Origin of the sequence: Halococcoides cellulosivorans, assembly GCF_003058365.1 — an archaeon.
GTDB lineage: Archaea > Halobacteriota > Halobacteria > Halobacteriales > Haloarculaceae > Halococcoides > Halococcoides cellulosivorans.
In genome coordinates, this window is record NZ_CP028858.1 from 102,917 (window position 1) to 124,557 (window position 21,641).

Below are 21,641 nucleotides of genomic sequence, written 5' to 3' on the forward strand. Positions count from 1 at the left end.
AAGAGTGGTTCGGGACCGATCAGTTCGCGAACGCTGCGATCTCCGTTCGGAAGACGACCGCGTGAGCCAGTCCGACGAGCGCGATCGCGCCCACGAGATACCCCCATCCGGGGACCGACCCGAGCAGGTCGCCGAGCGTCGTCAGCGCGGCGGGGAGGCCACCGAGGATCGTGAACACCAGAAACACCGGGAGGACAGTCGCGATCAGGGCCAGCCAGGGCGTGGCGAGCGCGTCGGTAACCCGCCCGCCCCCGAGACGGAGTTCGTCGGTCGCCTCGTCGCGCAGGATCCACACCGCAAATAGCAGGAACGCCAGCAGGCCCGTCGCCAGGCCCAGATTCGCGAGGTTGTCCGCGAACAGCGCGAACACGTCGCTACTGAGCGCACAGACCGTCCCCGTCGCCGCGAACAATAGGGTGATCCCGACCGTGGCGCGTTCGCGAGCGATCGCGTGCTCGTCGACGAGGTACGCGACCAGCACCTCCATGATCGAGATGGCACTCGACAGCGCCGCGAGCGCGAGGACGAGATAGAAGATCGCTCCGATGACCCGCCCGGCGGGCAACTGACTGAACGCCTGGGCGAGGCTGACGAAGATCACGCCGGGCCCGCCCGATCCCGCCTCGATCGAGCCAAACGAGAAGACGATCGGGAAGACGACCAGCCCCGCGAGCAGGCCGATCGCGGTGTTCAACACGGCGATCGAGGCCCCGTCGACGAACAGTGACCGGTCTTCGTCGAGGTACGAGGCGTAGGTGAGCATCACGCCCGCCCCGACCGAGAGGGTAAACAGTGCCTGCCCGGCGGCGGCCTCGACGACACCGATCAGGTTCGCGGCGAGATAGTCGATATCGGGCGCGAGATAGAAGGCCAGCCCCTCGGCCGCCCCCTCCAGGGTAAACGCCCAGGCCGCGAGACCGATCAGCAAGAGGACGATCGCCGGCACCATGATCTTCGTCGCGCGTTCGATGCCGTCCGCGACGCCGAAGTAGACGATCGCGCCCGTCAGCCCGATGAAGACCAGGTGGGCGATCAGCGCCGCCGGCCCGACCGAGATCGCACCGAAGTGCGCGCCGGGTGATCCGAACGCGGTCGTGCTCGCGAGGCCGACCGACTGCAAGAGGACGTCTCCACCGGCGCTGTCGAAGAGATATCGCAGCACCCACCCGCCGGCGACGCTGTAGAATGTCAGCACGATCAGCGAGGTGAGCACGGCGATCCACCCGATGGGTCGCCAGGACGACGAGCCGAGCCGGGCGAACGTCCCGACGGGGTTGCGCTCGCCCCGGCGGCCGACGACGAACTCCCCGATCAGACCCGGCAGCGCGACCGCGAACACGATCGCGAGATAGACGACGAGGAACGCACTCCCGCCGTTGTCGGCGGTCATCCAGGGGAATCGCCAGACGTTGCCCAACCCGACCGCCGACCCGACCGCCGCGAGGATGAACCCCAGCCTGGTCGCCCAGGCGTCACGCTCACTCATCGGTGTCACCTCCGTCGCGGTCTTCGGAGTCGCCGGCAGCGCCGTAGCCACCCGACTGGAAGGCGATCCAGAGTGTGACCGCGAGGCCGCCGAACAGGAACGCAAAGCCGAAGATAGCCATCGCGAGCGCGCCGGGGTCGATCGCGGTCATGCCTCCTCACCCCCCGAAGCCGCTTCGACGGCGTCCGATCGGTGGGTCACGGAGGACGCGATCGCCGCCGAGACGATGATCACCAGCGGTGCGATGAGCCCGGTCTGGCCGTCTGCGAAGATCTTCGAGAGGATCGTATAGCCCAGCGCCGTCGGGACGACGATCTGGAGGACGACGGCGTACACCCGCGGCGGGATCGAGAAGTCGCTCACCGCGTTCGCGGCCGTTGCGATCCGCTGGCCGCCGCCGAAGGCCCCGACGCCGTAGACCCACCCGAAGATGAGCGTCTCGCCCAGCGCGATCATCGGCAGCGTGTAGGTCGCACTCGACGTGTCGAACATCCCGAGCAACTGGAGAGACTGCCCGACCGCCTCGCCCTCACCCAGCAGGCCCAGCGGGCCCTCCAGCGCGATGACGAGACTCAGGGCGACCCCCGCCAGCGCCACCGCGTTGACTGTCTCCGTGCGGCCGAGGTCCAGTTTCTGTCGGAGTGGGCCGACCTGGGCCTCCGCGAGCGACAGTGACGAAGAGAGGCCCGCAAGCGTCAAGAGGAGGAAAAAGATCGCGCCCACGATCGGCGTGAACGGAATCGTCTGGAACGCCTGTGGGAGCACGACGAACGCCAGGCCGATGCTGTCGGTCGCGGCCGCGTCCGCGGCGACCAGATACGGGAAGATCGCGAAGCCGGCGAGAAAGGCAAACCCGCAGTTCGCAAAGGCGATGATGAAGGCGTTGTTGGTGATGTCCTGGCCCTCCGGCTGATAGGACGCGTAGGTGATCATGATCCCCAGCGCGACACTGAGCGTGAAGTAGATCTGCCCGAACGCGGCGATCCAGATGCCGGGGTCGGTCAGCGCCCCGAAGTCGGGCGTGAGATAGAACTCCAGACCCTCCAGCCCGCTGGGCAACATCAGCCCCCGAACCGCGAGCAGGATGACGAGGACCCAGATGAACGGCACGAACAGTTTGTTCGCCCGTTCGAGGCCGTCTTCGACGCCCAACTGGAGGATGACGTAGTTCACCGCCCAGATGACGATCACGCCCGCGACGGGGTACCACGAGGTCAGAAACGCCTTGAACGCGGTGAACAGGTCGCCCGTCGGCAACTCCGACCCGTGGGTGACCGCGAACACGATAAAGGCGGCCGACCACCCCAGGATGACGACGTAGTAGGCGTTGACGATGAAGCCGTTCAGGACCGCCCACCACCCGAGGAACTCGCTCTCTTCGAACTTCTCGCGGATCGCCAGCGGCGTCGTCAATCCGGTCTCACTGCCGAGCCAGATTTCGACGAGGAGCACCGGGATGCCCGCCAGCACGAGCGCGGCGAAATAGGGTATCAGAAAGGCCCCGCCGCCGTTGGCGTGCACCTGGTAGGGGAACCGCCAGATGTTCCCGAGTCCGATTGCCGATCCAACTGCCGCGAGGATGAACCCGAGGCGAGTCGCCCAACCGCCACCCTCACTCATGCGTCGTCTTTCTTATCACAATCTCAAAAACGATTCGGAATGTCGATCGACGCTCCGAGCGGGTCGAACGCCCCGAAAATTCGGAGACGGCTCGCTGATGATTGCCGACGACTCGAGGATGTGTTAGAATTGCTGTCGGTCGTCTACCAGACCATTTTGCCGGAAATCGTCACCCGAACAGCCACTCGCGCAGTCGATCCACGGCGTCGCCGTTCTCCTCCTCGGGTCCGATCGCGTGCTCGCGCGGGCGGATCACCGTCCGCTCGCCCTCACTCTCGACGGTGATGAGATCGTCGCGATCGAGCGCCGCGAGCGCGTCTTCGAGGTCGTCGATCGGGTGATCGACGCGGGAGCGCAACTCGAAGACCGTCAGTCCCTCCTCCGCCCGCGCGGCGAGCGCGTCGAGCACCGCCACTTCGACGGCCGGCCGATCTCGATGCTCGGGGGTCGCGCGCATGGAGATCTATTGGTCGACCGTGAACTTCAGCGTTCCCGTCGGGGTGATCGCGTCCGGGCGGGGCGGTCCCACCCCGATCGATCGGGTGAGTTCGGGCCTGCGCACCCCGTTGAGCGTTGGATCATGGTAACCAATGCCGGGATAACACTATAACCATCGAGTCGTTATCCGGGACTGCCCATGAAGAAACAGGAGCTCATTCATCTTCACGGCCTGCTCGCGCAAGTACAGGACCACTACGAACACACTACGGGTGAGACCGTCGATCACGATCGATACACCGAACTCGGCGTCCGACCCACGTCCATTCACAAATCGAAGACCGACCACAAGCGCGCCGTCTTCGCGCTGTCTGGCGGGATCGTCGACGAGATGCGCTCGGAGACGACCGACGCAGTTTCTGCGACGGCCGACTGATCGGAACGCGGCGGGCCAGAGCTCCCACGCACGGGGGTGGGTGGGGCGGTGGGCCCTCGCACGATTGCTGACCGCCGAGCGGTGGCTCGGCTGGTCGACCCACGACCACGGAGAACAGTCAGCGGCGACGATCGCCAGTCACAGCCGATCGATCCGTTCGCCTTCGAATCGTTCGTCCACGATCCGCTCGCCTTCGACCCACTAATCTTCGATGAGTTCTTCGAACTCCGGAAGCACGTCGTCGCTCTCGCCGTCGTCGCTGGCCGCATTCTCGGCTGACGCCGGCGCGTCGTCACGCTCCGCTGTGAGGTCTTCGTCGTCCGCTTCGCTCGCATCACCCACCTCGCTCGCGTCCTCGCTGTCGATCGGCTCGCCGTCCGCGTCGAGTTCCTCGATTTCGAGGACTTCCAGGGGGATGTTTTCGAGGCGCTGGCCGATCTCTTTGCGGGCGATGCGCGCGGCGTGTTCGTCGCGTTCGACGTTGAAGACGGTCATCTCCAGTTCGAGCGCGACGAGACTCTCGTCGGCGGCGATGAAGGCCGAATCGAGCCCCTCGCCACAGTGCGGACAGGCCCGTTCGGCCATGTCGATCTCGACGTAGTTGAGATCGGGATTGAGCATCTCGCCGGTCTTCGAGATGGCGATCCGGACCGCCTCGTCGGGCGTTTCGACGTCATAGACGGGGACAGCGGCCTCGACGACGACTCTGCAGTCCATGGCTGAGGCTATTCGGGCCTCCGACAAGAAGGTTAGCCCGCACGAATTTCCCACTCGAAACGCCCAACACCACGCCGCGCGTGGCCACGCTATGCACACCGGGACGATCGACCCCGCGACGATTCCCGGCGGGATCGATCTGGGTCTCACGCTCGAAAGCGGCCAGTCGTATCTCTGGACGCGCGCCGACGGCGACGGGTATACGGGCGACCCGGACGGTAGCCAGTGGTACACGACCGTCACGCGGGCGGCCGGCGCCCCTCCCGGGGGCGAGTCCCGCGAGGGCGACCCCCGGGTCCTCCAGGTGCGCGAGCGCCCGGACGGCGGCCTCGACTGGCGGGCGACGATGCCCGCCGCTGCTCTCGTCCGTGAGCGACTCCGTCTGGACGACGACCTCGACGCCATCGCCGCTCGCGCGCCATCGGATCCCGTGATCGGGGCCGCGTTCGACGCCCACCGTGGCCTGCGACTGATCGACGATCCCGCGTATCCGACGCTGATCGCTTTCATCTGCTCGACCCAGATGCGCGTCGCGCGCATCCACGGCATGGTGACCGACCTCCGCCGCGACCTGGGCGATCCGGTCGAATTCGACGGCGCGACCGTTCACGCGTTCCCGACGCCCGAACGACTCGCGGCGGCGGGCGAAGACCGCCTGCGCGAACTCGGCCTGGGCTATCGCGCACCCTACGTCGCCGAGACCGCGCGGATGGTCGCCGACGGAACCCACCCCGCCGACGCTGCGGGGATGCAGTACGAGGACGCCCGCGAGTGGCTCACTCGCTTCGTGGGTGTCGGCGACAAGGTCGCGGACTGCGTCGCGCTGTTCGCACTCGGCTTCGACGAGGCGGTCCCGCTCGACACCTGGATCCAGACCGCCATCGAAGAGCGCTTTCCCGACTGCGATCGCGATTCCTATGCCGAAACGAGTCGGGCGCTTCGAGACCGGCTTGGCCCCGACGCGGGGTACGTCCAGACGTATCTGTTCCACCACCTCCGGACCGCCGAGGCCGCGACGGCGGATTGAGGCGATCGGAGACGGGATCGCCGCCCGTCGCAGTGCTCGGATCGACGGGAACGTATAATGCGGTGCCCGCCCCAGCCCCGACCATGAGCGAGCGACGGCGAGCGCACGTGTTCGTCTCGGGGCGCGTCCAGGGCGTCTACTTCCGGGCGACGACCCGCGATCGGGCCGAAGACGAGGGCGTCGACGGCTGGGTGCAGAACCTCTCGGACGGCCGCGTCGAGGCGGTCTTCGAGGGCGACTCTGACGCGGTCGAGACGATGGTCGCATTCTGTCAGGAGGGCCCCGAGCGCGCCCGGGTGGACGGCGTCGAGCGCCACGACGAGTCGCCCGAGGGACTCACGGGCTTCGAGATCCGACGATGAGCGCGTGGACCTGGGGCCTCGGTGAGACTCTCACGGGACAAGATATCGGGGTCGTGGACGCGAACACCGCCGCGCTCGGCGTCGCCCAGATGCAGTTGATGGAATCGAGTGGCCACGCCCTCGCCCGAGCGGTCCGCGCGGCGGCCGCCCCCGACGACCGGATCGCGATCGTCGCCGGCCGGGGCAACAACGGCGGCGACGCGTTCGTCACGGCGCGATTCCTCGACGATCTGGACGTTCGCGTCCACCTGCTCGGCCGACCCGAGACGATCGGGACCGAGATCGCGCGCGCGAACTGGGGCGCCCTCGCGACCGCGAGCGTCGAGCGACGGGCGGTCGGCGACTCTCGGGACCTCGCACTCGACGATCCGGACGTGATCGTCGACGCCATGCTCGGCACCGGGATCACGGGCGAGTTGCGCGAGCCAGTCGCGAGTGCCGCCCAGACGATCCAGGACACCGATGCGACGGTGATCGCCGCGGACGTCCCGTCGGGACTCGACGCCGCGACCGGCGACTGTGCGCCCGGGACGCCCGTTCCCGATCGTGTCGTCACCTTTCACCGGCCGAAGCCCGGACTTAGCGCGCTCGATGCGCCCGTCGAGACCGCGGACATCGGCGTGCCGGCAGAGGCCGAGCGCGCGCTCGGCCCGGGCGATCTGGGGCGGCTGGACCGTCCCGCGGACAGCCACAAGGGCGATGGTGGGCGGATCCTCGTCGTCGGCGGGGGCCCCTACGCCGGCGCGCCCGCACTGGCGGCACTCGCGGCGCTTCGGGCGGGCGCGGATCTGGTTCGCGTCGTCGCCCCCGAATCGGTCGCCGATTCGATCCAGGGGTACGCCCCCGATCTCATCGTCGAGTCGGTCCCTGGCGAGCGGATCGGGTCCGATCACGTCGATCGCCTCGTCGCGCTGGCGACGGAGCGCGACGCTGTGGTCGTCGGCCCGGGACTGGGCGGGGCCGAGGACTCGCGTGCGGCCGTCGCGGACCTTCTCGGGCGGATCGACGGCCGCGTCGTTGCCGATGCCGAGGCCATCGACGCCGCCGCGGCGGTCGAGACCGACGCCGATCTCGTCGTGACCCCTCACCGCGGGGAGTTCGCCCGCGTCGGCCGATCGGTCGACGGAGCGGACGAACCCGCCCTCGCCGACGCGGTCGCGACCGCCGCGAGCGACCTCGACGCGACGGTGCTCCTGAAGGGACCGACCGACGTGATCTCGAACGGCGAGCGCGTGCGGGTCAACCGGACGGGCAACGCGGGCATGACCGTCGGCGGGACCGGCGACGTGCTCGCGGGGACGGTCGGCGCACTGCTCGCCGTCGAGGATCCGATGGTCGCGGCGGGCCTGGGCGCGTTTCTGGTCGGCCGCGCGGGCGATCGCGCCGCCGAGCGGTCGGGCCGGGGCCTGATCGCCTCGGAACTCCCCGACGACGTGGGGGCGATCCTGGGCGAGCACGGGGTGTAGCGGACTCCGGAGGGGGACGGAGACCGCTGGATCTCTGGACGCGGTCGACAGTCTGTGTGTCTGACCAACGCCTATGGCGTGCCCACACATACCACTCTCCATGCACCAGTCGGTCCCGACCCGACGCCAGGTCCTCAGCACAGGTCTTGGCCTCGGAACGGCCGGGATTGCGGGCTGTAGTGAATCTGAGACTCGTTCGACGACGGACCGCGCCGCGGACCCCGACTTCGAGGTCGATACCGTCGCGGAGGGACTGACCCACCCCTGGGGGCTCGCTGCCCTCCCGGACGGCGATGGCCTGCTGGTCACCGAACGACCTGGTCGGCTGCAACTGGTCGATCCCACGGCGGGCACGACGACAGAGATTGCGGGCGTCCCCGACGTCTACGCCAGCGGGCAGGGTGGCCTGCTGGACGTGACTGTCGCCCCCGATTCCGGCGGCTGGGTGTATCTGACCCAGAGCGTCTCGAACGAGCGCGGCGAGACGACGACACAGCTCTCACGGGCCCGACTCGACCGAGCGGGGCCCGAACTGACCGCTCTGGAGACGCTCTACGTCGCGAGGCCCTTCGTCGAGTCGAGCGGCCACTTCGGCTCGCGGGTCGTCGTCGGTCCGGACGAGATGCTGTACGTGACTGTCGGGGATCGGCAGTTCAAGAATTTCGGGCCCGATCACGTCGCCCAGGACCCGAGCAACGACCTCGGAACGACGCTCCGACTCGCGCCCGACGGGTCGATTCCACCTGACAATCCCTTCGTCGCCGATCCCGAGAAACGGGACGCCGTGTTCAGCTACGGCCATCGTAACGCCCAGGGCATGGCGGTCCACCCGGAGACGGGTACGATCTGGCAGACCGAACACGGGGAGCGAGACGGTGACGAGATCAATATCGTCGAAGCGGGTGGGAACTACGGCTGGCCGGTCGCCTCGGAATCGTGTCGGTACGGGACCGACGACCCAGTCGGCGTGAGCCACGACGAGCGCCCCGACATCGTCGATCCCGCACACTACTGGCCCTGTGGCAGCGGCGGGTTCGCGCCCTCTGGCCTGGCCTTTTTCACTGGCGATGCGGTCCCGGCGTGGCAGGGCGATCTGTTCGCTGGGACGTTGGCCGGGCGGTACCTGGGCCATTTCACGGTCGAGGGGGAGACGGTCACGGAGGTCGATCCACTCCTCGACGATCGTGGGTGGCGGATCCGGGCGGTCGAACAGGCACCCGCGGCCGGGACGCTGTTCGTGGCCGTCGATGCCAGGGACGCGCCGATCGTAGCGATTCGTCCGACCGAGGAGTGACTGGGTGCGCCGATCAATCTGGGCGACGTGCTCGTCGCGGGTGTCTGCAGACAGCACGGCGCTCGCATCGTCACGCGCGACGCCGATTTCGAGCGCGTCCCCGATCTCACCGTCGAGTCGTACTGACTCGATTCGAGGGCGTGTCACCCGCCGACTTCGACGACGATGGGGATCTCCGTCGCGTTCTCGTGGCTGTGGTTTTCGGAGTGGTAGATTGCCGCCGTCGTGCGGTAGATTCCGGGCGTCGCGCCGCTGTCTGCCTGGATCGGGAGCTCGACCGTTACCGTGGACTGTCGGTCCTCCCACCACCAGTAGGGCGGGAGCGTTTCGTAGACGCGATCCGGTCGTGGCGAGAGGGTCGCGCTAGTGAAGTCGATGGTCACGTTCTCGTCGGAGATTCGGCCCACCCGCAGCTCACTGACGTCGGTGGCTTCGACGGTGATCGTCGCGGTATCGCCCGGCTGGACGGTCACGTTCGGATCGGGGCTCCCGGCCGTCACTGTCGCTCCCGTGGACGGCTCACCGTCCGCGGCGGGGCCACCCAGACACCCCGCCGCGAGGACGACCAGACCGGCGATCGCGAGCTGTCGGTACATGGGAACGTGTGCTCGCCAGGAGTATTCAGATTTTCTGGAGGATTCGACGGCGACCCGTTCAGTAAAACCCGCGATCGACGTTCTCGTCGACGATGTCTTCGAACTCCATTTCGAGGACTTCCTCGGCCTCTTCGAACGTGTCCGCGAAGTTCTCGACGCCCTCCGGGCGATCGCGCGGGTCGAACTCCATCGGGCCGTAGGCGGGGCTGTCCATCGCGTCCATGACGTCCTCGAAGAAGGCGTCGGGCGTCGTCGGCGCGTCGGCGTGGGTCTTGACGACCTGCTCGACTTTGCTCGCGGTGCGTTCGGCGTCTTTTTCGTCCTCGATGGGTGGGCTGACGCCGAACTGGCCGGTGCCCTCCTCCGGAAACAGTGGCTCGATGTCGTCGTCGACCGAGCGGGCCACCTGCGTCCCGATCCCCTGGACTTCGTAGGGGTTGCGCGCGTAGGTCTTTATCTGGAAGACGCCGACGGCGGGGTGCCCGATGTAGAGGTCTTCACCGATGCCCGAGCGCCGATCGCCGCCCACCGCGCGCCAGCCCTGGGGCTCGGCGCTACTCTCGACGACGTCGGTCATGATGTCCTGCCAGTCGCGCACGCGCATGACCGATGGTTGGCGAGTCCCGGGAATCAACGTGTCGGTCGGGGTCGTTCTGACTGTCGGAGATCTGGTTTCTGGGGGGCCTGGAAACCGACACAGTTTCACCGACGACGCCGACACCTTCGATCGGTCGATGGATCTGTTCGGCGACGAGTCCGGGACGCTTCGGAGTGTGCTGAACGGACGCGACGAGATCTGTGTCGTCGCTGTCGTCGGTGGGGATCGGATGGACTGTATTCGGTGCCCCAAGAAAGCTGTCCGGCGCGTGCGGGACGTCACCGAGGCGCGTTGGTCCGATCTGATGGACGATCAGAAGCGGCGAGTCCTCGACTGTATGGAGGCCGAAGACCTCCAGTTCGGCGTCTGTCGGATCACGACGGATGCGTTGCACAACCTTTCACACTCCTACAAGCTCCACCAGGATCGCCTCTCTCCAGCGTGGGACCTCGTTCTCAAGGGGGACGCCTACGCCGAACTGGTCGCGGCGATCGACAGCGGGGCCCAACGGTCTCGGTTTCGGTTCGACATGGTCTCCGATCGGAGCAACGCCGAGTCGATCGTCGAGATCGTCGAATCTGGAACCGAGGTCGATGCTGATTGGGGCAATTCTCGGCAAATCAAGGGGATTCAGGCCGCGGACTGTCTCGCCGGAGCGACGGCGGACCACGTCCGGCACGGCGAGGACTGGATCGACCGAATCTCGACCGATCGGATCGTCGATCGAACGGATGCCGCCCTCGAACGGTTAGAGATGGCTCTCGAAAGTACTGATTCCGGCCCGTGATCGGCCTCCCACCCGCCAGCCCGCATCTGTGTATCTGCCTCTCGGCAGGATTGATCTGTGCGGACGAGGTGCTTTTCACACCTCTGCGGGGTCATCGGCCTCTCACGGCGTTACCGGTGTATGGAAATTGGGTAGAACACCAAATAAGCGTATCGCCTGGAACTGAGTGGCCCTTCTCGGACGGAGGCCCCTGGGAACTCCTGCCGAAGAGGTTCGACCGAAAGCCAGGGGGGTTGGCGTCGCTCTCGACCACGTCGCTCACAGTACCCCGCAAGTCGCAGACGCGTCCGGTCGAGACGCAGTCTGGTGAGTCGATTTCTCGCGGCGTTACCGTGATTCTCGCTCGCTGATCGTCCGCTGTGGGAACGGAATCGAGATGTCCTCCTCGTCGAACTGCGTCTGAATTGCCGAGAGGACGGTCGTCTGGGCCTGGTTGATGGCGATCGGTCTGGGCTCTTCGACCCACATTTTTACCGCGAGCGTGATCTGTGAGTCGTCGAAGTCCTTGACGGTCGTCGGGTGGTAGCCGTCGATGTCGTTGTCCGCGTGCTCGATCAGGTCTTCGAGGATCGCGTCACAGACCGACGTCGCGTGGTCGATGTCCGTCGCGAAATCGACGCCCACCAGCACGTCGTTACGATACCGGTCCTTGCCGAGGTTCGTGATGTCGCGTTTGATGACCTCGTCGTTCGGGATGACGTGGGTCTCGCCCTGTGGACTCCGCAACATCGTGTTGAACAGCGTGATCTGCTCGATCTGGCCGAATCGATCCGTTGATTTTCACCCAGTCGCCCACCCGAAAGACGTCCGTCGAGAAGAGGCTGACCCCCGCGAACACCGAGGTGAGCGTCTGGCGGGCCGCCAGGGCCAACACGACGCTGGTCACCCCGGCGCCGAGCAGGACGTTCGCGACGCTGACCTCCCAGACGTGGACGATACTGACGACCAGAACGCCCCCGTAGGACACCATCTGGAGGAAGCGGTACGCCGCCTCGATCTGATGGGGCGTGGCCAGACCGCGCCGTTCGAACACGAGGATTGCGTCACCGACGACGCGGACGGCACTGATTACGGCCCCGAGCAAGACGACGGTCAGCAGCATTCTCGTGGCTGGTTCGGGGAGGAATTCGTCGAGTGGTCCGTGCCACACGGACCATAGCAGGCCGACGAACAGCACGACGACGCCCGCGGCGAGCACCGTCCGAACGGGCGACGGGTCGTCGTTCACACGCGTCGTGGGCATGCGATAGCTCAGGAGCGAGTCGGGTATAGCTGTCGTGGCCGCGACTGCTGGCGGAGACGGTGACTGGACTCTTCGAGCGGATCGATGTGGCCAGTGTCTCTGGGCCGTCCGATTGCGCATGCGTCGCCGCTACATGTAATGCGGTCGTCTGCGTGTGGACGACTATGTCTCCAGTCTCGTCATCGCTCCGAGTCCTCGTCGTCGGGCCGAGCGCCCTCCAGGACTCGATCCGAGACGCGATCGGTGGCGACGGAGCGGCGATCGACCTCGTGATGGCCGACAGCACCGATGAGGCAGTCGATCTGGCCGGCGGCGCGCCGGTCGACGCCGCCATAGTCACCGACTCCACGCCCGGCACGGAGCTGGCGACGACGATCGACAGCGTCCACGACCATTTCGACGCGGTGCCGGTGGTGGCTGTCCTCGCTGCGGACCGCACCGACGCCACCGACGCGCTCGCGGCGGGGGCGGACGACTGTCTGCGGGCCGACCTGATGGTCGCTCACCCGCCGGTCGCGCTCTCGCGGCTTCGAGGCGTGGCCGATCGGGCGGGATCGACTCGGACAGAGCCGTCCGAAGCGAGCGGCATCCCTGGTCTGGACCCCGCCGCCGGATCGGGGGCACCGGTCGCCGGGGACAGCGTCACCGAAGCGATCTTCGACGCGTTCCCGAACGGCGCCGTGACACTCGTGGGACCAGATCTCACCTACCGACTCGCGGGCGGCGCCCTGTTCGATCGGATCGACGCGACGCCCGAGGACGTCATCGGGGCGCCGGTGGACGACGTCCCGGCGGGTGAGCGAGACGTGTTCGTCGAGGCGTACAGCCAGGCACTCGACGGCACCGAGACCGCGACCGAGACGACGCTGGGCGAGATGACGCTCGTGCTTCGGACCGCGCCAGTCCTCGACGCCGATGGGTCGGTCATCGCTGCCGTCGGGATGACCCAGGAGATCACCGAGCGCAAGCGGACCGAACGCGAACTCAAGCGCCGCGAGCGCATCTTGGAGGAACTTCACGTCGCGATGCGAGACCTGTATCCGCCCGCCTCGCCCGAGGCTGTGCGATCGTTTCTCGTCGAGTTCGTCGAGGAGTCGTTCGGGTTCGCCTACGTCAGCGTGAAACGGTTCGACGAGGAGGCGGGGGTGTTACGGCCCGATCGGAAAGCGACGGCGTTCGGGACGGACATTGAGGGCCCTGGCGTGATCGACCCCGGGTCGGGCCCGCTCTGGGGGGCCTACCGCACCGGCGAGTCCCGTTCGATCGACGGCTCCGCGGTGCCGGGACTGGCCGACACTCTCGTGAGGGACGTGCTCGCGATACCGATCGGTCGGTTCGGCCTGATCGTCGTCGGCCAACGCGACGGGGGGATCGATGCGGTCGATCGCGATCTGATCGAGATGATGGCGACGACCGCGACGGCGGTGCTGGAAACACTGAAACAGGAGCGTGAACGGTCGACGCTGGCCGGCGAACTTCGCTCACAGCGCGACTCCATCGCGGAGTTGCGAACGATCGCCACCACGACCCAGGCGATTCAGGAGCGAATCACCGCGGGTGAGAGCCGTGATGCCATCGAATCGGCGGTCTGTGCGGAACTGATCGACATCGATCCGATCGAATTCGTCTGGATCGGCCGGCCACAGGGCCGCGACACGAATCTCGATCCCGCCGCCTGGGCGGGTGCGGGCGCGGAGTATCTCGATTTCGTCCTCCAGCAGGAGACCACGTCGCTCCCGGCCCGCCGGGCCGCTGAGAGTCGGGAGACACAGTTCGTCCCGCGAATTTCCGAGCGAGTCCACGACGATCGGTGGGCGACTGAAGCGCTCTCCGCCGGGTTTCGATCGGTGGTGAGTGTCCCGCTGCTGTTCGACGAGGTGCTGTACGGCGTTCTGACGGTGTATCTCTCCGAGGACCGCACCGCGGCGCCGTACAGGGACCTGCTCGAAGACGTGGCCTCGCTGCTGGTGACGTACGGCCGCCTGCTGGAACAGCGCCATCCGGACGCGGCCGACGAAATCGTCGCCCTCGAATTCACGGTGACCGATTCGAGATGCCCGCTCCACCGACTCGCCGCCGAGACCGGGACGCGAATTCGATTCGACACCGTGGCCGAGACCGACGACGACACCGTCCGGATTCTGATCACCGTGACCGACGGCGACGGCCAGGCGGTGGTTGACCGGGCCAGGGAGGCCCCCGACGTCCGCCAGGCGGACTGGTTCGGGGACAGCGACCCGGGCCAGGTGACGCTCACGCTCGACCGGCCGTTTCTGGCCGGGATCATCGGGAAACACGGCGGGACCCTCCAGACCGCCGTCTCGGGCCCTTCGGAAACACGACTCGAGGTGACGGTCCCCCAGTCGGCATCGACCCGTCCGCTTCTCGAAGCACTGACCGACCGGTACGCCGATATCGACCTCACCGCCCAACAGACCAGACGGCCCGACCCTGGGACCGACCGACTGCTCACCGATCGGCAGCGAGAGATTCTGACCGCTGCGTATCACGGTGGATACTACGATATACCCCGAACCGTGACCGGCGAAGACCTCGCCAAATCGTTCGATATATCCGGTCCAGCAGTGTCAAATCACCTGAAATCCGCCCACCGTGCGGTGGTCGCTGAGTTCCTGGACACGACCGAAGAAATCAAATCCGATAACGAAGACTTACCATAGTAACCTCATCTTACGGCGAGGTATTCTCTCCTTAACACGTTTGCTCACAACACTTGCCGGCGTGTATGCGGAGAGAGGACGCTACAGATGTCATTCATTGATCGAATCACGATCGATCGGTTCGACCTCCGGCCGAAACTGATTCTCGCGTTCGTGCTCGTGGCAACACTCGTTCTCGTCACCGGGGCGATCGGCTACGTGAGTGTCGGGACCGTCGATGGACAACTTCACTCCGTCGTCGAGGACGACGTCGCGGAGGCAGACGCGGCGATGGAGATGAGATACGACCTGGAATCAGAGCGCCGTTCGCTCCTCGCTGTCGTGACCGGGCACGAGGGTGCCGTCGAGGAGTATCACAGTGCCGCCGCGGACTTCGAGACACAGTACACGACACTGGCCGAGCGAGACGATCTGACCGACGAGCAACGGGACCGTCTCTCGGAGATCGAAACGGCCCACGCCGAGGCGAGTCAGACGGCCGAGGCAGCGATCTCGGCGATGGAGGCCGGTGACGAGCAACTGGCTCGCGAGCGGGTCGACGAGATCGACGGCGTCTACGAGGACCTCGAAGCGGACACCGTCGCCTTCGAGGAGGACGCGAACGAGAAGATGGCGGCCTCCGTCACGGCGGCCGATCGAATGACCAACCAGAGCCACCTGCTCATCGTCGTGATGACCATCGGGGCCTTTCTCGCCGCGATCGCGATCGGCCTGTTCGTCGCTCGCCGGATCACGAAACCTGTCAAACAACTCGAAGCGGCGTCGATCGCCATGAGCGAGGGCGATCTGTCCGTCTCGGTCGACGAACACGTCGAAGACGACGAACTCGGGCGGATGACTGTGGCGTTCACCGAGATGCAGGTCAACCTTCGGGCGGTGTTCGACGAGATCGACACCTTCGGCACCAATCTCGCATCCGGGGACGACGATCTCCAGGAGCGCGAGCGCCGGACGGACTTCCCCGGAACGTACGGCGAGATCATGACGAATCTGGATCGTGGGGCCACCGAGATGGTCGGCGGGTTCGAGGAGATTCGATCGGCCAGTCAAGACCTCCAGGCCGGTCGTCTCGACCAGAAGATCGACACCGACCGGCCGGGCCAGTACGGCGCGATTCTGACGAGCTTCGACGACGGCATGCAGACGCTGTCCGGGAGCTTCGACGAGATCTCGACGGCGAGCGAGGGGCTGAAAGACGGCGATCTGGATCAGCGCCTCGACACGGACGCGCCCGGTGCCTACGGCCAGACGCTCGCAGATCTGGAGGCGGGCGTCCAGCAACTGGGCGACAGCATCGAGTCGGTCCAGTCGATCGCCACCGAGGTGGCCGCCTCCAGCGAGGAAGTGACCGCCAGCGCCGAGGAGATCGAGGCCGCGAGTGAAGAGGTCGCGACCTCGGTCGAGGAGATCTCGCACGGGGCAGAAACCCAGACCGAGAACCTCCAGGAAGTCGCCGGCGAGATGAACGACATGTCCGCGACCGTCGAGGAGATCGCCTCCTCGTCCGAAGAGGTCGCCGCGACCGCCACGTCAGCGGTCGAACGCGGCGAAACCGGGCGCGAACACGCCTCCGAGGCCTCTACCGAGATCGAAGCCATCGAATCCACTGCCGACGAGGCCACCGATCAGGTCCAGCAACTCGACGACAAGATGGAAGAGATCGGTGAGATTGTCGAAATGATCACCGGCATCGCGGAGCAGACCAACATGCTCGCGTTGAACGCGTCGATCGAGGCGGCCCGGGCCGGCGAAGCGGGTGAAGGCTTCGGCGTCGTCGCCAACGAGATCAAGTCGCTCGCAGAGGATGCCGGACAGGCGACGACGAAAATCGAAGCGCGAATCGAGGAGGTCCAGGCGACGACCGACGAGACGGTCTCGGAGATGGAAGAGATGCGAGAACGGGTCGCCAGTGGGTCCGAGACGATCGAAGACGCGATCGCCATGTTCGACGATATCGCCGATTCGATTCAGGAGGCCGAAGACGGCATTCGTGAGATCAGCGAGGCGACCGACGATCAGGCCGCGTCCACCGAAGAAGTGGTGTCGATGGTCGATCAGGTCTCCAGTGTCAGCCAGCAGACGAGTGCTGAAGCGAGCAACGTCTCGGCGGCGACCGAAGAACAGTCGTCGTCACTCTCGGAAGCGACCCAGACGCTCCAGGACCTCTCGATGCTGGCGGACGATCTCCACGACGAGGTCTCGGATTTCGACGTGGAGACGGACGGAAGTCAGCGACCCGCGACGCGTACCCGCGGGTCGATCGGCGCGACTGACCGCTCTGGGGTCGACACGTCGTCGACGCGCACCGAATCGACGTCAGAGCGGGCTGTGATGACGAACGATGGCCGGCTAGAGACCGAAGACGACGGCTCACCGAAAACGGTCGAGTGGTCCGATTCGGCCGGCGCCGCCCTCGACGACGAGGCCGACCAGACGGAGGGTGACGACTGATGTCCCCTGCCGCGACCCTCGAACCGCCCTCGCAAGTCCTCGTGTTCGCGCTGGGTGACGAACGGTACTGTGTCGGGATCGACCAGGTCGAGGAAATCGTCGCGACCCAGCCCATCAGCCCCGTTCCAGACTCCCCACGGATGGTCGAGGGAGTGATGGACCTGCGTGGAACGACGACCACGATCGTCGACCCGACGGTCCCGTTCGGCGTCACCGGCCCGGTCGACCAGCGCCAGGTCATCGTCTTCGAGGCCGACGACCAGCGGCGGATCGGCTGGCTCGTCGATCACGGTGAGCGTGTCCGGGAGTTCGAGAGTCCGGACGTCGAACCGGCCGAGGACACCCAACAGATCACCGGCATCCTGAACGCAGACGAGGAGTTCCTCTTCTGGGTCGATCCAGACCCGATCAACAGTCAGATAGCGAACTCCGAGTGAACCGCCTCGGGACGGGGCTCCGGGCCTGCGTCCGTCGTCTCGTGGAGGACGATCGCGACCAGTGCGACCCACTCGACGCGTCGTCTACGGTCGAGCTACGATGCGGTCGCCGTCCGCGGTCCGGGCCGATCGAGGTCCGACACCACAACCATCGACCGTGAGGATTCCCGCCGAACGGGTTCGACCGAAAGCCCAAGGGGTTGGGCTGGCCTAAACCCGACTACGAGCGCCGGGACCCGGTGGGGCCCGGCCCCCAAACCATGTGCTTAGGAATCCCCGGTGAAGTCATCGAAATCGACGGTAACGAAGCGACCGCGGAGTTCTGGGACGTCACCAAGACGGTCCGGATCGACGTGGTCGACGAACCGATCGAGGTCGGCGATCACATCCTCAATCACGCGGGCTTCGCGATCCGCAAGATCCCCGACGACGAGGTCGAAGAGACCCTCGCGATCTACGAGTCGTTCCTCGACGGCGACGAGGACGAAGCGCTCGACGAGATCGGGGCCCGCGACGCCGAACTCGGACTGGAGGGCTAACATGGCCGCCAGCACCGATCGGGACCTGCAGTTTCGCGATCCCGAGAAGGCCGAGCAACTCTCCGACCGCCTCGAAGAGTTGATGGCCGAGATCGACGGGCGCGTCGACGTCATGCACGTCTGTGGTTCTCACGAGCAGGCGATCGCGAAGTTCGGCCTGCGGAGCGTCCTCCCCGACGGCCTCAGCGTGCGGATGGGCCCGGGCTGTCCAGTGTGCGTGACGGACATGCCCGAGGTCGACGAGGCGGTCGCTCTGGCCGAGGACGGAAAGATCGTGACGACCTACGGCGACATGCTCAAAGTGCCCGGGACGGCCAAGAGTCTGGCCGACGCCCGCGACGAGGGCGCGGACGTGCGCGTGGTCTACAGCGCGAGCGAGGCCGCCGAGATCGCGGCGGAGACGGACGAGGATGTCGTCTTCTTCGCGACGGGCTTCGAGACGACCGCCGCACCGACCGCCGCCGTGCTCGCGGACGATCCGCCCGCGAACTTCTCGATTCTCTCGGCGCACAAGTACGTCCCGCCCGCGATGGAGGTCGTCGCGGAGATGCCCGACACGAACGTCGACGCCTTCCTCGCGGCGGGCCACGCCGCGGTGATCACGGGCTCTGGCATCTTCGAGGAGTTCGTCGACGAGTACGAAATCCCGACCGTCGTCGGTGGGTTCGAACCGCTCGACATCCTGCTCGGCCTCGTGAAGATCCTGGAGTTCGTCCGGGACGACGAGGCGGGCCTGGCAAACGCGTACCCACGCTGTGTCACCGAGGACGGGAACGTACCTGCCAAAGAGGCGCTCTGGGAGGTCTTCGAGACGACGCGGGGCGAGTGGCGCGGCATCGCGGAGATTCCCGACGCCGACCTGGCGCTCCGGGATGAGTACGCCCAGTACGACGCCCGCGAGATCTTCGACATCGACGCCGCCTACGAGGACGAACAGGACCCCCTCACCGCCAAATGCATCAGCGGCGATATCATGGCGGGCAAGGCCGATCCCGACGAGTGTGAACTGTACGGCGAGGAGTGCACTCCCGAGAACCCCGTCGGGGCGAGCATGGTCTCCAGCGAGGGCACCTGCAAGATCTGGCTCGAATACGGTGGGCACCCCGACCTATGAGTGAGAACGCCGAGACTGACGCCGAGGAGACGAACGCAGACGGGGCGGCCGAGGACACGACCGGCGACGGCGCGACCGCCGACGACGCGGCCGACGCCCCGGAGGCCGTGATCGACGCCGGCGTCGGCGCTGGCGGCGGGCGGATGCGCGAGTTCGTCGAGAGCGAGATTCTCGCGCGCTTCGGAGACGGGAGCGCCCGGGTCGGTCTCGGCGCACTCGAAGACGGATCGGTTCATTCCGTCGAGGGTGATATCGTGCTGACGACGGACACCCACGTCGTCGATCCGCCCGTCTTCCCCGGTGGCGACATCGGTGAACTCGCGATCTCGGGGACGGTCAACGATCTCGCGATGATGGGGGCGACCGACCCGATCGCACTCACCTGCGGGCTGATCGTCGAGGCGGGCACGCCAGAGTCGCTGGTGACCGACGTGCTGGATTCGATGGCGGCCGCCGCCGACCGGGTCGGCGTCGAGATCTCGACTGGCGACACGAAAGTGATGGGCGCGGGCGAGATCGATCGGATCGCGATCAACACGACGGGGATCGGCCGCGTCACGGGCGAGCCCTTGCAGGCCGCCCGCCTCGAAGCGGGCGATCGGATCGTCGTCTCCGGTCCGATCGGTGAACACGGCCTCGCGGTGCTCTCGGCCCGCGAAGGGTTCGATTTCGGCGGCGACCTCGCGAGCGACGTCGCGCCCGTGAACGACCTCGTCCGCGCGGCGATGGCGGCCGGTACCGTTCGGACCGCGACCGACCCGACGCGTGGCGGCCTCGCGATGGCGCTCAACGAGTTCGCGAGTTCGGCCGACGCGGGGATCGCGGTCGAAGAACGCGCGATTCCGATCTCGGAGGCGGCCTCTGCGGCGGGCGAAGTGCTCGGGATCGAACCGCTCGACGTCGCCAACGAGGGCGTCGCCGTCTTCGGCGTCGCGCCCGACGATGCGGACGCGGTCGTCGATGCCCTTCGCGAAGCGGGGGCGCCGGACGCAACGATCGTCGGTGAGGTCCTCACCGATCACCCGGGCCGGGTCGTCCTCGACACCGGGATCGGGCGGCGCTATCTCGCGGAACCCACTGGGGAGCAACTCCCCCGGATCTGCTGATGCACGAGTTCTCGATCGCCACCGGGATCGTCGACGTGGTCCGCGAGGAGGCCACCGACCACGGCGCCGACCGCGTCGAGTCGATCACCGTCGCGGTCGGTGAGGCCAGCCACGTCAACCCGGAACAGCTGGAGACCTGTCTGACAGTCGCCACGGAGGACACCATCGCCGCCGACGCGACCCTCGACATCGAGACGGTCGAGCCCTACGGCAGTTGTTCGTGTGGCTGGGCCGGTCGCCCCGAGACGAGCGATCGCGCGCTGGCGTACGCCCCCGATCTGCGCTGTCCGGAGTGTGAGGCACGGATCGACCTCGAAGAGGGCGACGGCTGTCGGGTGATGGAACTGGCCGTGCCGAGCGAGGACGCCGACGAGACAGAGACGACACCATGATTCATCGAACGTCTACGACGGCCCGCATCGACGCGTCGATCACTCGCATCGACGCCTGGCTGGACCGCCTCGTGGGCCCACTGCGGGCCCACCGCATCGGGATCGATCAGGAGCACGGCGACGAGGGGCACGACCACGGCGAGGGGACGGCCGACATCCTCGAACGGTTCGCCCGCCAGGCCGACGCCCTGCACGAGGAGTTGGTCCACGACCGTGGCCTCCGAGTCGTCGGGTTCGTCGGCGCGACGGGCGCGGGCAAGACCCGCCTGATCGAGCGACTCATCGAGCGGACCGACGACCGCGTCGGCGTGATCGTCGGTGACGTCGCCGGTGAGGACGACGCCGAGCGGTTCCGCGCGCTCGGGGCCGACGTCGCGAGCGTCGCGACCGGCAAGGAGTGTCATCTCGATCCCGGGCTCCTCGAGGATGCCCTCACGGAGATCGACCTCGACGCGATCGACCGACTCTACGTCGAGAACGTCGGGAACATGGTCTGTCCGGCGGATTTCCCGCTGGGCGCACAGGCGCGCGTGGTCGTCGTCTCCGCGACCGAGGGTGACGACGTGATCCGCAAACACCCCCTCCTGTTCCAGGCGGGCGATCTCGCGGTGATCAACAAACGTGACGTCGCGGACGCGGTGAACGCCGACCTCGACCGGATGGAACGGGACCTCGCCGCCATCGCGCCCGGGATGGACGCGATCCGGACCGACGCCGAACACGAGGCTGGCATCGACGCCCTCGCGAGTGCGATCGACGAGCGGGTCGAAGCGCACAGCCATCAGGACGCCGATCACGATCACACGCCCGGCCACGACCACGGCCACGACTGAACCGTTTTCGTCGTCGCG

The 21,641-nt window shown here is 66.9% G+C and carries 24 protein-coding genes; 15 read left to right on the plus strand and 9 right to left on the minus strand.

Annotated elements, in window-relative coordinates; all coding sequences use genetic code 11:
* Window positions 1–19 precede the first annotated feature (19 nt).
* The 4 genes from HARCEL1_RS00510 to HARCEL1_RS00520 all read right to left on the minus strand — a co-directional run bounded on the left by HARCEL1_RS00510 (window position 20) and on the right by HARCEL1_RS00520 (window position 3,563).
* A complete protein-coding gene (locus HARCEL1_RS00510) occupies window positions 20–1,486 on the minus strand; it encodes a sodium-dependent transporter (RefSeq protein ID WP_108380674.1) in 1,467 nt (488 codons plus the stop codon).
* Window positions 1,479–1,637 (minus strand): hypothetical protein, encoded by a 159-nt coding sequence (locus HARCEL1_RS13225; protein WP_159076948.1) that lies wholly within the window; start codon window positions 1,635–1,637, stop codon window positions 1,479–1,481. The genes HARCEL1_RS00510 and HARCEL1_RS13225 overlap by 8 nt, the downstream gene beginning before the upstream one ends.
* Window positions 1,634–3,106 carry a sodium-dependent transporter gene (locus HARCEL1_RS00515; RefSeq protein WP_108380675.1) on the minus strand — a complete coding sequence of 491 codons (1,473 nt, stop codon included), beginning with the start codon at window positions 3,104–3,106 and terminating at the stop codon, window positions 1,634–1,636. The genes HARCEL1_RS13225 and HARCEL1_RS00515 overlap by 4 nt, the downstream gene beginning before the upstream one ends.
* 169 nt (window positions 3,107–3,275) lie before the next feature.
* The gene (locus tag HARCEL1_RS00520) at window positions 3,276–3,563 is read right to left on the minus strand and encodes a DUF6432 family protein (protein WP_108380676.1); all 288 of its coding nucleotides are present in this window, start codon (window positions 3,561–3,563) and stop codon (window positions 3,276–3,278) included.
* A 180-nt stretch (window positions 3,564–3,743) separates the two neighbouring features.
* Here HARCEL1_RS00520 and HARCEL1_RS00525 point away from each other — a divergent pair, with 180 nt between their 5' ends.
* On the plus strand, window positions 3,744–3,980 hold the full coding sequence (locus HARCEL1_RS00525; RefSeq protein WP_108380677.1) for a UPF0058 family protein: 237 nt from the start codon (window positions 3,744–3,746) through the stop codon (window positions 3,978–3,980).
* Between the two features lie 201 nt (window positions 3,981–4,181).
* Here HARCEL1_RS00525 and HARCEL1_RS00530 read toward each other — a convergent pair whose 3' ends face one another.
* Complete coding sequence (locus HARCEL1_RS00530) at window positions 4,182–4,697, minus strand: DUF555 domain-containing protein (protein WP_108380678.1); 516 nt, start codon at window positions 4,695–4,697, stop codon at window positions 4,182–4,184.
* A 91-nt stretch (window positions 4,698–4,788) separates the two neighbouring features.
* Between HARCEL1_RS00530 and HARCEL1_RS00535 the strand changes: the two genes are divergently transcribed.
* The 5 genes from HARCEL1_RS00535 to HARCEL1_RS13880 all read left to right on the plus strand — a co-directional run bounded on the left by HARCEL1_RS00535 (window position 4,789) and on the right by HARCEL1_RS13880 (window position 8,972).
* A complete protein-coding gene (locus tag HARCEL1_RS00535; RefSeq protein WP_108380679.1) occupies window positions 4,789–5,724 on the plus strand; it encodes a DNA-3-methyladenine glycosylase family protein in 936 nt (311 codons plus the stop codon).
* An 83-nt stretch (window positions 5,725–5,807) separates the two neighbouring features.
* Window positions 5,808–6,086, plus strand: coding sequence for an acylphosphatase (locus HARCEL1_RS00540; protein WP_108380680.1), 279 nt, complete (start codon window positions 5,808–5,810; stop codon window positions 6,084–6,086).
* Entirely contained in the window at window positions 6,083–7,552 is a 1,470-nt protein-coding gene (locus HARCEL1_RS00545) for an NAD(P)H-hydrate dehydratase (protein WP_108380681.1), read from the plus strand. The genes HARCEL1_RS00540 and HARCEL1_RS00545 overlap by 4 nt, the downstream gene beginning before the upstream one ends.
* Window positions 7,553–7,652: 100 nt before the next feature.
* Window positions 7,653–8,846 (plus strand): PQQ-dependent sugar dehydrogenase, encoded by a 1,194-nt coding sequence (locus HARCEL1_RS00550; protein ID WP_174182908.1) that lies wholly within the window; start codon window positions 7,653–7,655, stop codon window positions 8,844–8,846.
* Between the two features lie 18 nt (window positions 8,847–8,864).
* The gene (locus HARCEL1_RS13880; RefSeq protein ID WP_325047910.1) at window positions 8,865–8,972 is read left to right on the plus strand and encodes a PIN domain-containing protein; all 108 of its coding nucleotides are present in this window, start codon (window positions 8,865–8,867) and stop codon (window positions 8,970–8,972) included.
* A 17-nt stretch (window positions 8,973–8,989) separates the two neighbouring features.
* On the opposite strand, the gene HARCEL1_RS00560 is transcribed toward HARCEL1_RS13880, so the two are convergent.
* Both HARCEL1_RS00560 and HARCEL1_RS00565 read right to left on the minus strand, forming a co-directional pair.
* Window positions 8,990–9,442: a COG1361 family protein gene (locus HARCEL1_RS00560; protein ID WP_108380684.1), complete on the minus strand. Its 453-nt coding sequence runs from the start codon at window positions 9,440–9,442 to the stop codon at window positions 8,990–8,992.
* A gap of 58 nt (window positions 9,443–9,500) precedes the next feature.
* Window positions 9,501–10,046 (minus strand): hypothetical protein, encoded by a 546-nt coding sequence (locus HARCEL1_RS00565; RefSeq protein ID WP_108380685.1) that lies wholly within the window; start codon window positions 10,044–10,046, stop codon window positions 9,501–9,503.
* A gap of 130 nt (window positions 10,047–10,176) precedes the next feature.
* Between HARCEL1_RS00565 and HARCEL1_RS00570 the strand changes: the two genes are divergently transcribed.
* The gene (locus HARCEL1_RS00570) at window positions 10,177–10,827 is read left to right on the plus strand and encodes a DUF3800 domain-containing protein (protein ID WP_159076949.1); all 651 of its coding nucleotides are present in this window, start codon (window positions 10,177–10,179) and stop codon (window positions 10,825–10,827) included.
* A gap of 327 nt (window positions 10,828–11,154) precedes the next feature.
* Here the strand turns inward: HARCEL1_RS00570 and HARCEL1_RS13845 are convergent, their stop codons facing one another.
* Window positions 11,155–11,556 carry a mechanosensitive ion channel family protein gene (locus HARCEL1_RS13845; protein ID WP_108380687.1) on the minus strand — a complete coding sequence of 134 codons (402 nt, stop codon included), beginning with the start codon at window positions 11,554–11,556 and terminating at the stop codon, window positions 11,155–11,157.
* A complete protein-coding gene (locus tag HARCEL1_RS13850) occupies window positions 11,462–12,070 on the minus strand; it encodes a mechanosensitive ion channel family protein (RefSeq protein ID WP_159076950.1) in 609 nt (202 codons plus the stop codon). Before HARCEL1_RS13850 ends, HARCEL1_RS13845 begins: the two co-directional genes overlap by 95 nt.
* Before the next feature lie 164 nt (window positions 12,071–12,234).
* Here HARCEL1_RS13850 and HARCEL1_RS00585 point away from each other — a divergent pair, with 164 nt between their 5' ends.
* From HARCEL1_RS00585 to hypB, 8 genes are all read left to right on the plus strand, one after another.
* Window positions 12,235–14,751, plus strand: a complete 2,517-nt coding sequence (locus tag HARCEL1_RS00585; RefSeq protein ID WP_108380689.1) for a bacterio-opsin activator domain-containing protein — start codon at window positions 12,235–12,237, stop codon at window positions 14,749–14,751.
* An 87-nt stretch (window positions 14,752–14,838) separates the two neighbouring features.
* Window positions 14,839–17,202: a HAMP domain-containing methyl-accepting chemotaxis protein gene (locus tag HARCEL1_RS00590; RefSeq protein WP_108380690.1), complete on the plus strand. Its 2,364-nt coding sequence runs from the start codon at window positions 14,839–14,841 to the stop codon at window positions 17,200–17,202.
* Complete coding sequence (locus HARCEL1_RS00595; RefSeq protein WP_108380691.1) at window positions 17,202–17,639, plus strand: chemotaxis protein CheW; 438 nt, start codon at window positions 17,202–17,204, stop codon at window positions 17,637–17,639. Before HARCEL1_RS00590 ends, HARCEL1_RS00595 begins: the two co-directional genes overlap by 1 nt.
* Window positions 17,640–17,899: 260 nt before the next feature.
* Window positions 17,900–18,178 carry a HypC/HybG/HupF family hydrogenase formation chaperone gene (locus HARCEL1_RS00600; protein WP_108380692.1) on the plus strand — a complete coding sequence of 93 codons (279 nt, stop codon included), beginning with the start codon at window positions 17,900–17,902 and terminating at the stop codon, window positions 18,176–18,178.
* A gap of 1 nt (window position 18,179) precedes the next feature.
* Window positions 18,180–19,292 carry a hydrogenase formation protein HypD gene (gene hypD / locus HARCEL1_RS00605; RefSeq protein ID WP_108380693.1) on the plus strand — a complete coding sequence of 371 codons (1,113 nt, stop codon included), beginning with the start codon at window positions 18,180–18,182 and terminating at the stop codon, window positions 19,290–19,292.
* On the plus strand, window positions 19,289–20,398 hold the full coding sequence (gene hypE, locus HARCEL1_RS00610; RefSeq protein WP_108380694.1) for a hydrogenase expression/formation protein HypE: 1,110 nt from the start codon (window positions 19,289–19,291) through the stop codon (window positions 20,396–20,398). Before hypD ends, hypE begins: the two co-directional genes overlap by 4 nt.
* Window positions 20,398–20,790, plus strand: a complete 393-nt coding sequence (locus tag HARCEL1_RS00615) for a hydrogenase maturation nickel metallochaperone HypA/HybF (protein ID WP_108380695.1) — start codon at window positions 20,398–20,400, stop codon at window positions 20,788–20,790. Before hypE ends, HARCEL1_RS00615 begins: the two co-directional genes overlap by 1 nt.
* On the plus strand, window positions 20,787–21,623 hold the full coding sequence (hypB, locus tag HARCEL1_RS00620) for a hydrogenase nickel incorporation protein HypB (protein ID WP_108380696.1): 837 nt from the start codon (window positions 20,787–20,789) through the stop codon (window positions 21,621–21,623). Before HARCEL1_RS00615 ends, hypB begins: the two co-directional genes overlap by 4 nt.
* Window positions 21,624–21,641: the final 18 nt, after the last annotated feature.

What these genes read in the sequence shown, in the direction of transcription:
- HARCEL1_RS00550 (WP_174182908.1), top strand. Translation starts at nt 7,653, where the DNA reads ATGCACCAGTCGGTCCCGACCCGACGCCAGGTCCTCAGCACAGGTCTT.
- HARCEL1_RS00565 (WP_108380685.1), bottom strand. Translation starts at nt 10,046, where the DNA reads ATGCGCGTGCGCGACTGGCAGGACATCATGACCGACGTCGTCGAGAGT.
- HARCEL1_RS00520 (WP_108380676.1), bottom strand. Translation starts at nt 3,563, where the DNA reads ATGCGCGCGACCCCCGAGCATCGAGATCGGCCGGCCGTCGAAGTGGCG.
- HARCEL1_RS00525 (WP_108380677.1), top strand. Translation starts at nt 3,744, where the DNA reads ATGAAGAAACAGGAGCTCATTCATCTTCACGGCCTGCTCGCGCAAGTA.
- HARCEL1_RS00585 (WP_108380689.1), top strand. Translation starts at nt 12,235, where the DNA reads ATGTCTCCAGTCTCGTCATCGCTCCGAGTCCTCGTCGTCGGGCCGAGC.
- HARCEL1_RS00530 (WP_108380678.1), bottom strand. Translation starts at nt 4,697, where the DNA reads ATGGACTGCAGAGTCGTCGTCGAGGCCGCTGTCCCCGTCTATGACGTC.
- HARCEL1_RS00615 (WP_108380695.1), top strand. Translation starts at nt 20,398, where the DNA reads ATGCACGAGTTCTCGATCGCCACCGGGATCGTCGACGTGGTCCGCGAG.
- HARCEL1_RS00600 (WP_108380692.1), top strand. Translation starts at nt 17,900, where the DNA reads ATGTGCTTAGGAATCCCCGGTGAAGTCATCGAAATCGACGGTAACGAA.
- HARCEL1_RS00515 (WP_108380675.1), bottom strand. Translation starts at nt 3,106, where the DNA reads ATGAGTGAGGGTGGCGGTTGGGCGACTCGCCTCGGGTTCATCCTCGCG.
- HARCEL1_RS00540 (WP_108380680.1), top strand. Translation starts at nt 5,808, where the DNA reads ATGAGCGAGCGACGGCGAGCGCACGTGTTCGTCTCGGGGCGCGTCCAG.
- HARCEL1_RS00560 (WP_108380684.1), bottom strand. Translation starts at nt 9,442, where the DNA reads ATGTACCGACAGCTCGCGATCGCCGGTCTGGTCGTCCTCGCGGCGGGG.
- hypE (WP_108380694.1), top strand. Translation starts at nt 19,289, where the DNA reads ATGAGTGAGAACGCCGAGACTGACGCCGAGGAGACGAACGCAGACGGG.
- HARCEL1_RS00510 (WP_108380674.1), bottom strand. Translation starts at nt 1,486, where the DNA reads ATGAGTGAGCGTGACGCCTGGGCGACCAGGCTGGGGTTCATCCTCGCG.
- HARCEL1_RS13225 (WP_159076948.1), bottom strand. Translation starts at nt 1,637, where the DNA reads ATGACCGCGATCGACCCCGGCGCGCTCGCGATGGCTATCTTCGGCTTT.
- HARCEL1_RS00595 (WP_108380691.1), top strand. Translation starts at nt 17,202, where the DNA reads ATGTCCCCTGCCGCGACCCTCGAACCGCCCTCGCAAGTCCTCGTGTTC.
- hypB (WP_108380696.1), top strand. Translation starts at nt 20,787, where the DNA reads ATGATTCATCGAACGTCTACGACGGCCCGCATCGACGCGTCGATCACT.
- HARCEL1_RS13850 (WP_159076950.1), bottom strand. Translation starts at nt 12,070, where the DNA reads ATGCCCACGACGCGTGTGAACGACGACCCGTCGCCCGTTCGGACGGTG.
- HARCEL1_RS00545 (WP_108380681.1), top strand. Translation starts at nt 6,083, where the DNA reads ATGAGCGCGTGGACCTGGGGCCTCGGTGAGACTCTCACGGGACAAGAT.
- hypD (WP_108380693.1), top strand. Translation starts at nt 18,180, where the DNA reads ATGGCCGCCAGCACCGATCGGGACCTGCAGTTTCGCGATCCCGAGAAG.
- HARCEL1_RS13845 (WP_108380687.1), bottom strand. Translation starts at nt 11,556, where the DNA reads ATGTTGCGGAGTCCACAGGGCGAGACCCACGTCATCCCGAACGACGAG.
- HARCEL1_RS00590 (WP_108380690.1), top strand. Translation starts at nt 14,839, where the DNA reads ATGTCATTCATTGATCGAATCACGATCGATCGGTTCGACCTCCGGCCG.
- HARCEL1_RS00535 (WP_108380679.1), top strand. Translation starts at nt 4,789, where the DNA reads ATGCACACCGGGACGATCGACCCCGCGACGATTCCCGGCGGGATCGAT.
- HARCEL1_RS00570 (WP_159076949.1), top strand. Translation starts at nt 10,177, where the DNA reads ATGGATCTGTTCGGCGACGAGTCCGGGACGCTTCGGAGTGTGCTGAAC.